This is a genomic window from Streptomyces sp. NPDC000229, assembly GCF_040300825.1.
Classification (GTDB): Bacteria; Actinomycetota; Actinomycetes; order Streptomycetales; family Streptomycetaceae; genus Streptomyces.
Window position 1 is genome coordinate 121,081 of record NZ_JBEPEL010000006.1, and the last position, 12,950, is coordinate 134,030.

Sequence of the window (12,950 nt, forward strand, 5' to 3'; positions counted from 1 at the left end):
GGTGAAAGGTGCCGTAGATCGGCGCCCGCGCCGGTGAAACGGCAAGACGGTGCAGAAGGGACGACGCGTGCACCGAACGGAAAAGGTGGTGGCCGTGGGGAAGGTCGCATCAGTCGGCAACGACCGCCTGCGGGGCGTCAACCGTCCCTGATGAGCTCCCCGCCCCGCGCCGGCGCGGAAATCCGCCTCGACCGACGGGCCGCAGAGGCATAGTCGGGGTGATGCGGGAGTCCTCCAGGCCTGTCCGGCGTCGATGCCGGACGGCCGGAAGGGTGTCTGGAGCAATTTCCCCTCCAGGCACCCAACTCGTCGATTCTAGAAGAGCCCGAGCTTTTTGGCGGAGTAACTGCAGAGAATATTCTTCGTCTGCTGGTAGTGGTCCAGCATCATTTTGTGTCCCTCACGGCCGATGCCCGACTGCTTGTAGCCGCCGAAGGCCGCGTGCGCCGGGTAGGCGTGGTAGCAGTTCGTCCAGACCCGGCCCGCCCGGATGGCACGGCCGGCGCGGTACGCGGTGGTGATGTCGCGGGTCCAGACGCCGGCGCCGAGGCCGTAGAGGGTGTCGTTCGCCGTGGTGATGGCGTCGTCGAAGTCGGTGAACGAGGTGACGGCGACGACCGGGCCGAAGATCTCCTCCTGGAAGATCCGCATACGGTTGTCGCCCTCGAAGATGGTCGGCTGGACGTAGTATCCGCCCGCCAGCTCCCCGTCGTACTCAATGCGCTGACCACCCGTCAGGATCTTGGCGCCCTCCTGTTGGCCGATGTCGAGGTACGAGAGGATCTTCTGGAGCTGGTCGTCGGAGGCCTGGGCGCCGATCATCGTTGCCGTGTCGAGCGGGTGGCCCGGGACGATGTCCTCGGTACGGGCGATGGCGGCCTCCAGGAACTCGCTGTAGTGGCCGCGCTGGATCAGTGCACGTGACGGGCACGTGCACACCTCGCCCTGGTTGAGGGCGAACATGGTGAAGCCCTCCAGGGCCTTGTCGCGGAAGTCGTCGTCCGCCGCCCATACGTCGTCGAAGAAGATGTTCGGCGACTTGCCGCCCAGTTCCAGGGTGACCGGTTTGATGTTCCCGGAGGCGTACTGCATGATCAGCCGCCCCGTGGTCGTTTCACCCGTGAAAGCGATCTTGGCGACGCGGGGGCTGGAGGCGAGCGGCTTACCGGCCTCCACACCGAAGCCGTTGACGATGTTCACCACCCCCGGCGGGAGGAGGTCGGCGATCAGACCCATCAGGACGTGGACGGACGCAGGGGTCTGCTCGGCCGGCTTGAGGACGACCGCGTTGCCCGCGGCGAGTGCCGGTGCCAGCTTCCAGACCGCCATCAGCAGCGGGAAGTTCCAGGGGATGATCTGCGCCACGACGCCGAGCGGCTCGTGGAAGTGGTACGCGACGGTGTCCTCGTCGAGTTCGCTCAGCGAACCTTCCTGGGCGCGCAGCGCACCTGCGAAGTAGCGGAAGTGGTCGACGGCCAGCGGAAGGTCGGCGGCGAGCGTCTCGCGGACCGGCTTGCCGTTCTCCCAGCTCTCCGCGACGGCCAGCCGCTCCAGGTTCGCCTCCATCCGGTCGGCGATCCGCAGCAGGACGCCCGCCCGTTCGGCCGGTGCGGTCCTGCCCCAGGCCGGTGCCGCCGCATGCGCCGCGTCCAGGGCCCGTTCGACGTCCTCGGCCGTTCCGCGGGCGATCTCGGTGAAGGGGCGGCCGTTGACCGGGCTCGGGTTCTCGAAGTACTGGCCGCGCGCGGGCGGTGCGTACGCCCCGCCGATCCAGTGGTCGTAGCGGGACTCGTACGAGACGATCGCACCCTCGCTGCCGGGCGCTGCGTAACGGGTCATCTGCGTGGCCTCCCTGGGACCGCGCCGTCGTCCGGCGCTCGCGGTGAGGCTAGGGACGCGGACGTTGCGAACCCGTTGCGACCACCGCGGACAGTTCTTCGTCCAAGGCCCGCAGACGCGCCTGTACAGGGGCGGCCCGACCCGGTGGCAAGGCGGCTGCCAACGCCCGCCACACCTCCAGGTCGTCCTCGCCCCACGGGCTGTGCGCCCAGTCGGCGAGCAGCGCCGGGTCACCCCGCGCGATCAGCGCCGCGCGCAGCTCCTCGGCCAGCCGCCCGCGCAGCCGCGTCACCGCCGGTGCGCACGAGCCGGGCAGCAGCGGCCCGGCGTACCCGCCCAGCGCCGCGGCAACCGCCCCTGAGGCGAGCCTGCGCCCCACGGCCTCGAAGTCCGCGTCGACCGGAGGCACCAGCCGGTACGGACGCGAGCGCAACACGCCGGGCGGCAACACCGCGCGCAGGCGGGACAGTTCGGCACGCAGAGTGACGGGGGCGACCGACTCGTCCTCGTACAGAGCCGTCAGCAGCTCCGCACCGCCCATACCCTGCGGACGGTGGGTGAGCACCACCAGGATCTCGCTGTGCCGACGGCTCAGGACCGTCCGCCGACCGCCCCCCACCAGCACCGCCTCGTCCCGGCCGAGCGCGGACAGCCGCAATCGGTCACCCGCCGCCGCCAGCGGATCCAGCAGCGCCAGGTGCGACTCCGCCGCCCGCGCCACCGCCTGCACGAACGCCAGGCTGTGCGGATGCGCCAGCCGGTCCCCGCCCGTGATGTCCACCGCGCCCAGCAGCCGCCCGGAACGCGGATCATGCACCGGTGCGGCCGCGCACGTCCAACCCTGCACCGGCCGCAGGAAGTGCTCCGCGGCGAAGACCTGGACCGGCCGGTCGACGGCGATCGCCGTACCGGGGGCGTTCGTCCCGGCCGCCGACTCGGCCCACCGCGCGCCCGCCACGAAGTTCATCCGGGCCGCACGGCGCAGCGTTCCCGGGTGTCCCTCGACCCACAGCAACCGCCCGTACGCGTCGCAGACGGCGACCAAGTGCTCCCCGTCCTGCGCGTACGCGCCCATCAGCTCCCGGATCACCGGCATCGCGGCCGCCAGCGGATGTCCGTGCCGGTACGCCGCCAGTTCGTCCTCTTCGAGCTCCACGTGGGCGGCTCCGTCCGGGCACACCCGGGCCCGTGCCGAGCGCCGCCACGAATCGGCCACCACCGAGCGCACGGGCTCCCCCGGCGAGGCGCCCGCGGTGAACGCCTCGTGCGCGCGGCGCAGCGCCCTCGCCCGCTCCATGGGATCCGCGCCCCGCTCCAAGGCCACCCAGGGGTCGTTCACATCGCCCTCCCCGATCGGAGCAGTCGCGCCCGTGTCATCGTCGCCGCGCAGACCGGCCCCCACAAGCGGGTCGCCGGAACAGACCCCTGGGAAGCGGCCGGAACCGTCCCGTAGAGTGGGCGGCGGGCCGTGACTGGCGCTTGGGTGGGGTACCACCGGGGAGCGGCCCGGCGGACCGACGTCACTGCCGCGCGCCTGGGCGATCCACTGACGACCGCTCGGGAGACCGCCATGTCCACCACCCCTGACACCGCCCGCCTCATGGATGGCAGCGGCTTCGCCCGCCGCCTGGTCGAGAAGACCGCGGCCCGCGCCGCCGACCTCGCCCGCCGCACCGGCACACAGCCCTGCCTCGCCACCGTCCTGGTCGGGGAGGACCCGGCCTCCGTGACGTACGTGAGGATGAAGCGAGCCCGCTGCGAGCAGGCCGGTATCCGCTCCCGCCACATCGAGCTGCCCGCCACGACCACCACCGCCGAACTGGTCGCCGCCCTCGACAGCCTGTCGAGCGACCCCGAGGTGCACGGCATCCTGCTCCAGCACCCGGTCGGCCCCGGGATCGACGAGCGAGCCGCCTTCGAGGCGATCGCCCCCGAGAAGGACGTCGACGGCGTGACCTTCAGCTCCTTCGCGACGATGAGCTTCGGCCTGCCGGGGTTCGTCTCCTGTACACCCGGCGGCATCATGCGGCTGCTCGACGCGTACGACGTCGACCCGGCCGGCAAGCGGGCCGTCGTCGTGGGACGCAGCGCCATCCTCGGCAAGCCCGCCGGGATGCTGCTGCTCGCGCGGAACGCGACGGTGACGTACTGCCACTCGTACACCGCCGACCTCTCGGCGGCCGTACGGGAGGCCGACATCCTGGTCGCCGCCGTCGGGCGGCCGCGCTTCATCAAGGGCGAGGACATCAAGCCCGGCGCCGTCGTCATCGACGCGGGCTACAACCCCGGCAACGTCGGCGACGTCGACTTCGAGACCGCCGCCGCCCGCGCGAGCCTGATCACCCCGGTGCCGGGCGGTGTCGGCCCCATGACCATCGCCGTGCTGCTCGCCCAGACGGTGGACGCGGCGGAGCGGCAACTCGCGTAACGCTGCGCCGTGCAGCTCAGGGGCGGACCGGGCCGTACGGGACGGCCCCGGGGTGTGGGCTGCACGGCAGGGTTCCGGGGGACGGGCTGCACCCCATGGCCCCCGCCGCCGGGCAGCATCGCTTGGCCCTGCGGCGGAGGCTGCACCCCATGGCCCCCGCCGCCGGGCAGCACCACTGCGGCTCGGCGGCCGGGGGGCGGCACCGCCGTGGCCTCCCGGCGGCGGGGCCGGTACCCGCCCCGGGCCCCGTGCCGGGCAGGGCGCGGTGGCGCGCCCCGGCGTCAGGCGTCGTCCGCCAGGGCACCGGCCAGGGCGGCGGCCGGGTCGGGGTCGGGCGGGCCCGCGGGGGTCCAGCGGCCGGACTCCTTGCGGTACGGCCACCAGCGGCCGTCACGGTCCAACCGGAGCTGTACGTCGGCCCCGGCCACCGTCCAGCGGCCCGGGCGGTCCGCCCGCAGCGGCGGACGCTCGTCGTCCTCCCAGGCGGTGTCGAGCCGTGCCTCGGCGCGCGCCGACAACTCCGGTCCGGGCGTCCATTCCTCCTCCAGTACGGCCAGCGCCTCCGCGCCGCCGAGCCGCCACGCGCGCGTGGCCACGTCCAGGTCGGCGCGCCGACGGCCGGTTCCGGCGGCGAGCCGGTCCAGGGCGGCCGGCGCCCACTCCGCGGAGGCGGCCAGCCGTACCGCGTCCTGACCGGCCGTCAACGGCGCCTCCACCGGCCGGTCCCCGTGACCGTCCGCCAGGGCGTCCTCCAGCATCCGGTACGCACGTGCCGCCGCGTCCGCCGCCAGCCGTTCCAGCGCCGCCGGGTCGACGCCCTGCCCGGGGCGGACCTCGGTGTCCAGCGAAGGCGGCTCCCCGGGCGCCTCCGGCAACGGCGGCGGTGCCGGCAACGGCGGGAGGATGTCCCGTGCGGCGAACGCCTCGTCCGCCCGGACCCCCTCGGGCCCGTCCCCGGCCGCTCCTTCCTCCTCGTCCCGGCCGGCCCGGCCTGCTCGCGCCGCACTGCGTACCTGCAACTCGTCCAGCAGCCGCCGCTCCCCACGGCCCCGCATCAGGAGCAACACGAAGGGATCCTGGTCCAGCAGCCGCGCCACCTGGTAGCAGAGTGCCGCCGTGTGGGGACAGTGGTCCCATGCGTCACACGCGCACGCGGGCTCCAGGTCACCGACCCCCGGCAGCAGCTCCACTCCCGCCGCCGCCGCGTCCTCCACCAGGTGCGGCGGCATGTCCCGGTCCAGCAGGGCGGCGATGTGCCCCGCCCGGTCCACCGCCATGTCCAGGAACCGGTCCCACTCCTCCTCCGTCAGCTCCTGCAACAGCACGTCACTGCGCTGTGCGGTACCGTCACGGTCCTTCACGACGGCCGTGATCCGCCCGGGGCGCACCGAGACCGCGCCCACCGCGCCGTCCCGTGCCTGCTTGCGCCCCTTCTTCAACTGCTGGCCGTCGAGCGCCGTGTCCTCCAGCGCCTTCAGCCACGCCCGGCCCCACCAGGTCTGGGCGAAACCCCGGCCGTGGGCGGGAGGCAGCGCCGCGAACGTCCGCTCCATGTCCTCCTCATCACGATTCATCGCGTGCTCCCTCGCACCTCTTGCACCTCTTGCACCCCGCGCAGCTCCACCAGCTCCGCCAGTTCGGCGTCGGTCAGTTCGGTCAGTTCCGTCAGGGCGCCGTCCTCACCGGAGCCGAGTACGGAGTCGGCCAGCTCCTTCTTGCGCGCCAGCATGCCCGCGATCCGGTCCTCGATCGTTCCCTCCGCGATCAGCCGGTGCACCTGTACGGGCTGGGTCTGGCCGATGCGGTACGCGCGGTCCGTCGCCTGCGCCTCGACGGCCGGGTTCCACCAGCGGTCGTAGTGCACGACGTGACCCGCCCGGGTGAGGTTGAGGCCCGTGCCCGCGGCCTTCAACGACAGCAGGAAGACGGGTACTTCGCCGGCCTGGAAGCGGTTCACCATCGCCTCCCGCTGGGCGACCGGAGTTCCGCCGTGCAGGAACTGGGTGCGCACCCCCCGCGCCGCGAGATGCCGCTCCAGCAGCCGTGCCATCTGCACGTACTGCGTGAACACCAGCACGCTCGCCTCCTCGGCGAGGATGGTGTCGAGCAACTCGTCGAGCAGCTCCAGCTTTCCGGAGCGGTCGGCGATCCTCGGCTGCTCCTCCTTCAGGTACTGCGCCGGGTGGTTGCAGATCTGCTTGAGCGCCGTCAGCAGTTTGACGACGAGGCCACGGCGTTCCATCCCGTCCGCCTCGGCGATCGCCGCCAGGGTCTCGCGTACGACCGCCTCGTACAGGCCCGCCTGTTCGACGGTGAGCGACACCGAACGGTCGGTCTCCGTCTTCGGCGGCAGCTCCGGGGCGATCCCGGGGTCGGACTTGCGGCGGCGCAGCAGGAACGGCCGTACCAGCGCCGCCAGACGCTGTGCGGCTGCCGGATCGGCGCCTCCCTCCACTGCCCGCGCGTACCGGCTGCGGAAGGTCCCCAGGCGGCCCAGTAGCCCGGGTGTCGTCCAGTCGAGGATGGCCCACAGCTCGGACAGGTTGTTCTCCACCGGTGTGCCGGTCAGTGCGACCCGCGCCTTGCCACCGATCGTGCGCAGTTGCCTGGCGGTCGCCGAGTACGGGTTCTTGACGTGCTGCGCCTCGTCGGCGACCACCATGCCCCAGCCCACCCGCGCGAGCCGGGCCGCGTCGAGCCGCATCGTGCCGTACGTGGTCAGGACGAACTCCCCTTCGGCCAGCCCCTCGAGGTTCCGCCCGGAGCCGTGGAAGCGGCGCACGGGCGTGCCCGGGGCGAACCTCTCCACCTCCCGCTGCCAGTTGCCCATCAAGGAGGTCGGGCAGACGACCAGGGTGGGGCCGGCCGCGGACGGGTCGGCCTGCCGGTGCAGGTGCAGGGAGATGAGCGTGATCGTCTTGCCCAGGCCCATGTCGTCGGCGAGACAGGCCCCGAGACCGAGCGAGGTCATGCGATGCAGCCAGTTCAGGCCGCGCAGTTGATAGTCGCGCAGGGTCGCCGCGAGGGCGGCGGGCTGCCCGATCTCGTGACGGCCGGTCCCCGGCTGCCCGCCCTCCGGGTCGGCGAGCCGGTCACGCAACGCCTGGAGCCACCCGGACGGCTGTACGTCGACCTGGCGGCCGTCGACCTCGGTGGTGCCGGTCAGTACGGCGCCGAGCGCGTCGATCGGGGTGACCTTGCGGTCCTGGTGATCCCGGGCGCGCCGGGCGTCCTCCGGGTCGATCAGCACCCACTGGTCGCGCAACCGCACCACGGGCCGCCCGGCCTCGGCGAGCCGGTCCAGCTCGGCGCGGGTCAGCTCCTGGTCACCCACCGCGAAACGCCAGTTGAAGGCGAGGAGCGCGTCGGCCGACAGGAACGACGGCAGGCCGGACTGCCCCTTGCCACGGCGGCTGCGCCCGTTCAGGTCTTCCCCGGACCGCTCTTCTCCGTACGTGCCTTCTCCGTACGGGTTTTCTTCGTGCCGGTCTTCTCGGCGTGCGTCGTCGAGGCGGTGGTTCTCGCCGTGACGGTTCTCGTCCGGTGGCCCGATGACGGCGCGCGTGGTCAGCGAGCGTGCCAACTGACGGGGCCAGTGCACCTGTACGCCGGTGGCGGCCAGTGCTCGCGCCGCCTCGCCCAGCAGCTCGGTGATCTCGTCGGCCAGGTCGATGGCGTCCGGTACGGAGGCGGACAGCAGCGGGGCCAGCGGCGGCCACGCGCGGGCGGCGCGGCGCAGGGCGAGGAGCGCGTCCATCCGGGCACGGGACCCGAACCCGTCACCGGCCGAGCCCGACCACACGTCGGCGGCGTCGGCGACGAGGGCCGGGTCGCTGACGCTGCGCATCTGGAGCACGGCGCGGAAGGCGGGGCCCCGAGCCGTGTCCAGCCCCTGTGCCTCGATGCGCAACGACAGTCGTACGCCCGCGTCGTGGCCTGCGGCGACGTCGGCCGCCCAGGTCCGCTGCTCCGGTACGTGCTGCGGCTCGTACGCGGCGAACGCCGGGCCGCCCGCCGCGAGCGGCGCCGCGGGTGTGCGCGGCAGTGCGTCGGCCACCGCGTCCAGGAAGGACCGCAACAGCCGCTCCGGTTCGGCCAGCAGCACCATGCCGTCCGCCGCCCTCCCCACCGCGACCGCGTGGGCGCTCGGCGGCATGGAGGCGGCGAGCGTACGCACCCGCTCCAGGTCCTCGGCGGTGAGTGGTCCGGCCCGCCACGCGTCGTGATCGGTACCGCTGAGGCCCGGCAACAGGAGCCCCCGGGCCGCGAGTTGGAGTGCCAGCAGGGCGGCGGCGCCCCAGAACGAGGTCGCGGGGGAGGCGTCCACGGCCCGCCCGGCCCGGGTGAGTAAGGGCAATGCGTTCCCCACCGGCATCACCAGCGCGGGCACGGCGGTCGGACGCGCGTCCGGGGCGACGACGGACAACTCCTCGACGGAGCCGGGGGAGTCGTCATCGCGACCGTCCTGGAACGGTGGTCCGGCCTCGCCGGGGAGCCAGAACGCGACGCGTCCCGTGCGAGGCGGATCGGCGGGCAGGAAGACGGTGGAGCAGCGGGCGAGTTCGGGCAGGGCCGGAGTCACGTAGGGCGTTGCTTCGGGAAGCTTGTGCACAGCGCTGACGCATTCCTCAAATTTGACTAGCGGGGAGTCGAAGCGCCGAGGGTACCTGAGCATCCCCACCTGGCGAGAGCGAATGTGCCGTGACATAGCCCACTTCGCGCCCAGGGTGCAGCCAGCACCACCCCAGTACCCTGGGAAGCCCCACCCCGCTTCGGGGTGGTGGTGCCATGGCTCTGGGCTACTGCTCATCCGTACGTTCATCAGGTCGGCGCACGTCTGCGCACGAGACCTCATCAGACTCGGAGAAGCCATGCCCCAGGCCACCTCTGCCTTGACCCTCCCCGCCCCTGCCGGCCCCCCCGCAGTCCTCGGTGGCACGGCGGAGCGGAAGGGACACGGCTCCCGAAGCGAGTTCGCCCCCCTGCTCCGTACGATCAAGGACCAGGGGCTTCTGGAGCGGCGTGCCGGCTGGTATGCGTCCGGTATCGCAGTGAACCTGCTCGCCCTGACGGCGGTCGCCGTCGGCCTGGTGCTGTTCGGGCATTCCTGGTGGTCTCTGCTGCTGGCCGTCCCCCTGGCGGTGTTCTCCGCCCGGGCGGCCTTCTTCGGGCACGACGCCGGTCACTCGCAGATCAGCGCCGACAGGGGCAGGAACCGGCTCATCCAGTTGCTGCACGCCAATCTGCTGCTCGGGATGAGCCAGGAGTGGTGGAACGACAAGCACAACCGGCACCATGCCAACCCGAACCACGAGGAGAAGGATCCGGACGTCGCTCCGGACGTCCTCGTCTTCAACCAGCACCAGGCGGTGGGACGCACCGGGTTCCGCGGCTGGCTGGCCCGCCACCAGGCGTGGCTGTTCTTTCCGCTCACCACTCTCGAAGGCCTCGCCCTCAAGGTGTACGGCTTCCAGGCGCTGTTCTCCAAGGACGGACCGCTCCAGACGCCGCGCGAGCGCGCGCTCGAGGGCGGTCTGCTGTTCGCCCATGTCGCCGGTTATGCGACCCTGCTGCTGACCACCATGCCGGTGGGCCAGGCCGTCGTCTTCGCGCTGATCCACCAGATGCTGCTCGGTCTCCACCTGGGTATGGCCTTCGCGCCCAACCACAAGGGCATGGAAGTGCCCGACCCGGACGGCGAGCCCTGGGGCCACCTGCGCCGCCAGGTGCTCACTTCCCGCAACATCCGCGGTGCCGTGCTCACCGACTGGCTCCTGGGCGGCCTGAACTACCAGGTCGAGCACCACCTCTTCCCCAGCATGCCGCGCCCCCACCTGCGGCTCGCGCAGCCCGCGGTGCGTGCCCACTGCCGCTCGCTGGGTATCCGGTACACGGAGACGGGGCTGGTCGACTCCTACCGCCAGGCGCTGGGCCATCTGCACCAGGTCGGCAGCCCGCTCCGCACGGCCTGAGCGGCGGATCCCGGAACCGGCACGCTCGATCACGCGTTCACAGATCAGGAAGCGGCCGTTTCGCCGGCCGTGAAGGAGGCGTCGAACATGTCGACAAGGACGAAGATCGTCATCGGGGGAGTGGCCGTGGGCCTTCTCCTCTGGCCGCTGATCGGATTCTGGATGTCCCTGCTGGTGCTGATCGGCGTCCCCGCCGTCGCGTACCTGGCACTGGACCCGGGCCAGCGGCGCCGGCTGCGCCGGGTCAGCCGCAAGGAGCTCGGCCGCTGACAGACCGCTGACCGGCCGCGGGGTGCCCGGCGTTCCGGACGGCCGGGACGCAGGGATCATTGCTGGTCGGCGCGGCAGATCGACTGGCACTGCCACGACAGACTGGCACTGGCAGGGCGGACCGGCACTGGCGCCGCCACGACAGTGAGGGGGGGCCTCGCACCATGGGCGGAACGGTCACAGCGGTCAGCAGCAACGGGGAATATTCGTTCACCAAGCCGAACCGGCCGGATATCACCCTGCTGGCCGGGCTCGGAGTGGAGGGGGACGTGCACGCGGGCGTCACGGTCAAACACCGCTCCCGCGTGGCGCAGGACCCGACGCAACCCAACCTCCGGCAGGTGCACCTCATCCACGAGGAACTGTTCGAGGAAGTGGCCGAGAAGGGCTTCACCGTCCGGCCCGGCGACCTTGGCGAGAACATCACCACACGGGGTGTCGACCTGCTGGGACTGCCCACCGGCGCGCTGCTGCACATAGGCACGGAAGCGGTCGTCGAAGTCACCGGCCTGCGCAATCCCTGCGCGCAGATCGACGCCTTCCAGGACGGCCTCCTCAAGCAGGTCGTCGGGCGCGACGAGACGGGCGCCGTCGTCCGCAAGGCCGGGGTCATGGGCATCGTGAGGACCGGGGGACCGGTACGACCGGGCGATACGGTCACGATCGAACTCCCGGACGGTCCGCACCGCCCGCTCGAGCGGGTCTGAGCAGCGCTTCCCTGGGTACCCGCTCGGCCGGAAGGCCGGGAAGGCCGGAGGGAGACACCATGGACGACAAGCGGCTCGAGGGCGCGGGCGAAGGCGGCCCCGGCGTGCCGAGGGACCTGCCCGACGAACAGGCGGGCAGCGGACCGGACCACTGGGACGCGGACCTGTCCGAGACGGAGGACGCCGACGACCGGGAGCGGACGCCCGCGGAGGATGCGCCGGAGAACGCGGCGGAGGACGGCGCCCCCGAGGAACCCAGCGGCTGACGTATCGCCGGCCGCCTCGTCAGGCCGGACGGACCGCCATGGAGTCGAGGGCGGCCAGCAGAGCGGGCAGGTTCGGCCCGCGGCCGATCGGCAGTACCTCGCGGGGGATCTCGTCCAGGAGGACGAAGGCGATGTCGTCCGTCCTGGCCACCACCGACCAGCCGGGCCCGTCCGCCCGCAGGGTCCGTGCCCCGCCCGGAGCGAATGCCGACCGGACCCGACCCGGCGGGGGCGGCTCCTCCAGGTACGCCCGGAGCTCGGCCAGAACACGCCGCAGGGGGCCGTGCCCGTCGTCCGCCTGCTCCCCGGATGCCCCGGACGGCTGCTCGTCCGGCGACCGCCCAGCGGGCGCGTGTCCGGCCGCTGTCCGTTCGTCCGCCGACTGCCGCTCCGCACGGGCGGGACCGGCGTCCGCGGGCCTGGCGAAGTCGTCCTCACCGAGTTGCTCCCGCCAGGCCGCCCACTGGAGGGCGACCTCGTCCGCGCCCATCCGGCGTTGCGCCGGCCCCCACTGCCTGGGGTCCGGCGGCGTCAGCGGCCGGCGCTCCCCGGGTGCGGTCTCCGGGTCGTGCGGCGGGGGCACGTGCGGTGCGGCGACCGCGAGGGAGAGGGGCCAGCCCGGCAGGGCCACGACGACACTGCGTTCGTCGGGAGACAGGTCGTACTCCATGCCGCAGTCCCATGAGGCGATCGCCACCGCGACCAGCGAAACGTCGTCCACGACGACGGTCCACCTGGCCCCTTCGCCGTCCTGGCCGAGCACCAGCCCGTACCCCTCCGCGTACGGTTCCAGCCCGAGCGCCGCGCACGCCTCGGGATAGTCGTCGCCGAGCAGGCTCGGGAACTGCGCGGGCGTCAGCAGCACGGCGGTCAGCACGTACAGTGCGTCGTCCTCCACGTCGCCGACGTCCACCGGTTCCGTCCCGGCCATGGCCGTCTCCCTCCCGAAGTTCGTCGGCGCACCTTAACCAGCGAGTAACCCTGACGTCGAGGGTCCCGTCGTCCCGGACGATGACGGCGCTGTGACGACCCGATAACGGCCCGAGGACGACGCTTATGAATGTTCAGGCGGCCGGCAGGCCCAGCAGGCTCCGGGCCACGGTCTGCGGGGACTCGTCGCGCTCGCGGGCGAGGGCGATGACCGCCCGGCACGCCAGTTCGCTCACCCCGAACGAGAGGGCTTCGGGCGACACCCAGCCCGCCGCCTCGTCGATCCTGTCCTGGTCGTCGTCCGCACACGCGGCCACATAGGCCGCGGCGGCCTCGAAGATGTTGTGCTGACGAGTGCTGGGCCGTCCTGACCCGCCCGCGCTCTCCCTCCCCGACGCGGGGCCCCCGGCGGACCCGAAGGACGACCTGAAGAAGTTGAAGAACGTGCGGAGTCTGTTGGACACCGGGCCCACCTTCCCGCTGCGTGGCGGTGTTCACCGCCGGTCTTCCGACTCTGAACCTCCAACGTAGAGTCGGA

Annotated in this window: 11 protein-coding genes and 1 riboswitch; of the genes, 5 read left to right on the forward strand and 6 right to left on the reverse strand. The window is 72.5% G+C overall.

Annotated elements, in window-relative coordinates; all coding sequences use genetic code 11:
* Nucleotides 1-315: 315 nt before the first annotated feature.
* Nucleotides 316-1,839: an acetaldehyde dehydrogenase ExaC gene (gene exaC, locus ABT360_RS05930; protein WP_351811291.1), complete on the reverse strand. Its 1,524-nt coding sequence runs from the start codon at nucleotides 1,837-1,839 to the stop codon at nucleotides 316-318.
* Between the two features lie 49 nt (nucleotides 1,840-1,888).
* On the reverse strand, nucleotides 1,889-3,178 hold the full coding sequence (locus ABT360_RS05935; protein ID WP_351811294.1) for a GAF domain-containing protein: 1,290 nt from the start codon (nucleotides 3,176-3,178) through the stop codon (nucleotides 1,889-1,891).
* Between the two features lie 119 nt (nucleotides 3,179-3,297).
* Nucleotides 3,298-3,386: riboswitch (ZMP/ZTP riboswitch) on the forward strand.
* 23 nt (nucleotides 3,387-3,409) lie between these two features.
* Between ABT360_RS05935 and ABT360_RS05940 the strand changes: the two genes are divergently transcribed.
* Nucleotides 3,410-4,267, forward strand: coding sequence for a bifunctional 5,10-methylenetetrahydrofolate dehydrogenase/5,10-methenyltetrahydrofolate cyclohydrolase (locus ABT360_RS05940; protein WP_351811297.1), 858 nt, complete (start codon nucleotides 3,410-3,412; stop codon nucleotides 4,265-4,267).
* 281 nt (nucleotides 4,268-4,548) lie between these two features.
* On the opposite strand, the gene ABT360_RS05945 is transcribed toward ABT360_RS05940, so the two are convergent.
* Both ABT360_RS05945 and ABT360_RS05950 read right to left on the reverse strand, forming a co-directional pair.
* Nucleotides 4,549-5,841: an SWF or SNF family helicase gene (locus tag ABT360_RS05945; protein ID WP_351811300.1), complete on the reverse strand. Its 1,293-nt coding sequence runs from the start codon at nucleotides 5,839-5,841 to the stop codon at nucleotides 4,549-4,551.
* Nucleotides 5,838-8,879, reverse strand: coding sequence for a DEAD/DEAH box helicase (locus ABT360_RS05950; protein ID WP_351811303.1), 3,042 nt, complete (start codon nucleotides 8,877-8,879; stop codon nucleotides 5,838-5,840). The genes ABT360_RS05945 and ABT360_RS05950 overlap by 4 nt, the downstream gene beginning before the upstream one ends.
* Before the next feature lie 259 nt (nucleotides 8,880-9,138).
* Here ABT360_RS05950 and ABT360_RS05955 point away from each other — a divergent pair, with 259 nt between their 5' ends.
* The 4 genes from ABT360_RS05955 to ABT360_RS05970 all read left to right on the forward strand — a co-directional run bounded on the left by ABT360_RS05955 (nucleotide 9,139) and on the right by ABT360_RS05970 (nucleotide 11,482).
* On the forward strand, nucleotides 9,139-10,239 hold the full coding sequence (locus ABT360_RS05955; RefSeq protein WP_351811306.1) for a fatty acid desaturase family protein: 1,101 nt from the start codon (nucleotides 9,139-9,141) through the stop codon (nucleotides 10,237-10,239).
* Between the two features lie 87 nt (nucleotides 10,240-10,326).
* Entirely contained in the window at nucleotides 10,327-10,509 is a 183-nt protein-coding gene (locus ABT360_RS05960; protein WP_126885285.1) for a hypothetical protein, read from the forward strand.
* A 164-nt stretch (nucleotides 10,510-10,673) separates the two neighbouring features.
* Entirely contained in the window at nucleotides 10,674-11,216 is a 543-nt protein-coding gene (locus ABT360_RS05965; protein ID WP_351811309.1) for an MOSC domain-containing protein, read from the forward strand.
* A 59-nt stretch (nucleotides 11,217-11,275) separates the two neighbouring features.
* Nucleotides 11,276-11,482 carry a hypothetical protein gene (locus tag ABT360_RS05970; protein ID WP_351811312.1) on the forward strand — a complete coding sequence of 69 codons (207 nt, stop codon included), beginning with the start codon at nucleotides 11,276-11,278 and terminating at the stop codon, nucleotides 11,480-11,482.
* Nucleotides 11,483-11,501: 19 nt separating this feature from the next.
* On the opposite strand, the gene ABT360_RS05975 is transcribed toward ABT360_RS05970, so the two are convergent.
* Nucleotides 11,502-12,413: a hypothetical protein gene (locus ABT360_RS05975; RefSeq protein ID WP_351811315.1), complete on the reverse strand. Its 912-nt coding sequence runs from the start codon at nucleotides 12,411-12,413 to the stop codon at nucleotides 11,502-11,504.
* Between the two features lie 133 nt (nucleotides 12,414-12,546).
* A complete protein-coding gene (locus tag ABT360_RS05980; RefSeq protein WP_351811318.1) occupies nucleotides 12,547-12,876 on the reverse strand; it encodes a hypothetical protein in 330 nt (109 codons plus the stop codon).
* Nucleotides 12,877-12,950 lie beyond the last annotated feature (74 nt).

What these genes read in the sequence shown, in the direction of transcription:
- ABT360_RS05940 (WP_351811297.1), top strand. Translation starts at nt 3,410, where the DNA reads ATGTCCACCACCCCTGACACCGCCCGCCTCATGGATGGCAGCGGCTTC.
- ABT360_RS05975 (WP_351811315.1), bottom strand. Translation starts at nt 12,413, where the DNA reads ATGGCCGGGACGGAACCGGTGGACGTCGGCGACGTGGAGGACGACGCA.
- ABT360_RS05960 (WP_126885285.1), top strand. Translation starts at nt 10,327, where the DNA reads ATGTCGACAAGGACGAAGATCGTCATCGGGGGAGTGGCCGTGGGCCTT.
- ABT360_RS05965 (WP_351811309.1), top strand. Translation starts at nt 10,674, where the DNA reads ATGGGCGGAACGGTCACAGCGGTCAGCAGCAACGGGGAATATTCGTTC.
- ABT360_RS05945 (WP_351811300.1), bottom strand. Translation starts at nt 5,841, where the DNA reads ATGAATCGTGATGAGGAGGACATGGAGCGGACGTTCGCGGCGCTGCCT.
- ABT360_RS05970 (WP_351811312.1), top strand. Translation starts at nt 11,276, where the DNA reads ATGGACGACAAGCGGCTCGAGGGCGCGGGCGAAGGCGGCCCCGGCGTG.
- exaC (WP_351811291.1), bottom strand. Translation starts at nt 1,839, where the DNA reads ATGACCCGTTACGCAGCGCCCGGCAGCGAGGGTGCGATCGTCTCGTAC.
- ABT360_RS05955 (WP_351811306.1), top strand. Translation starts at nt 9,139, where the DNA reads ATGCCCCAGGCCACCTCTGCCTTGACCCTCCCCGCCCCTGCCGGCCCC.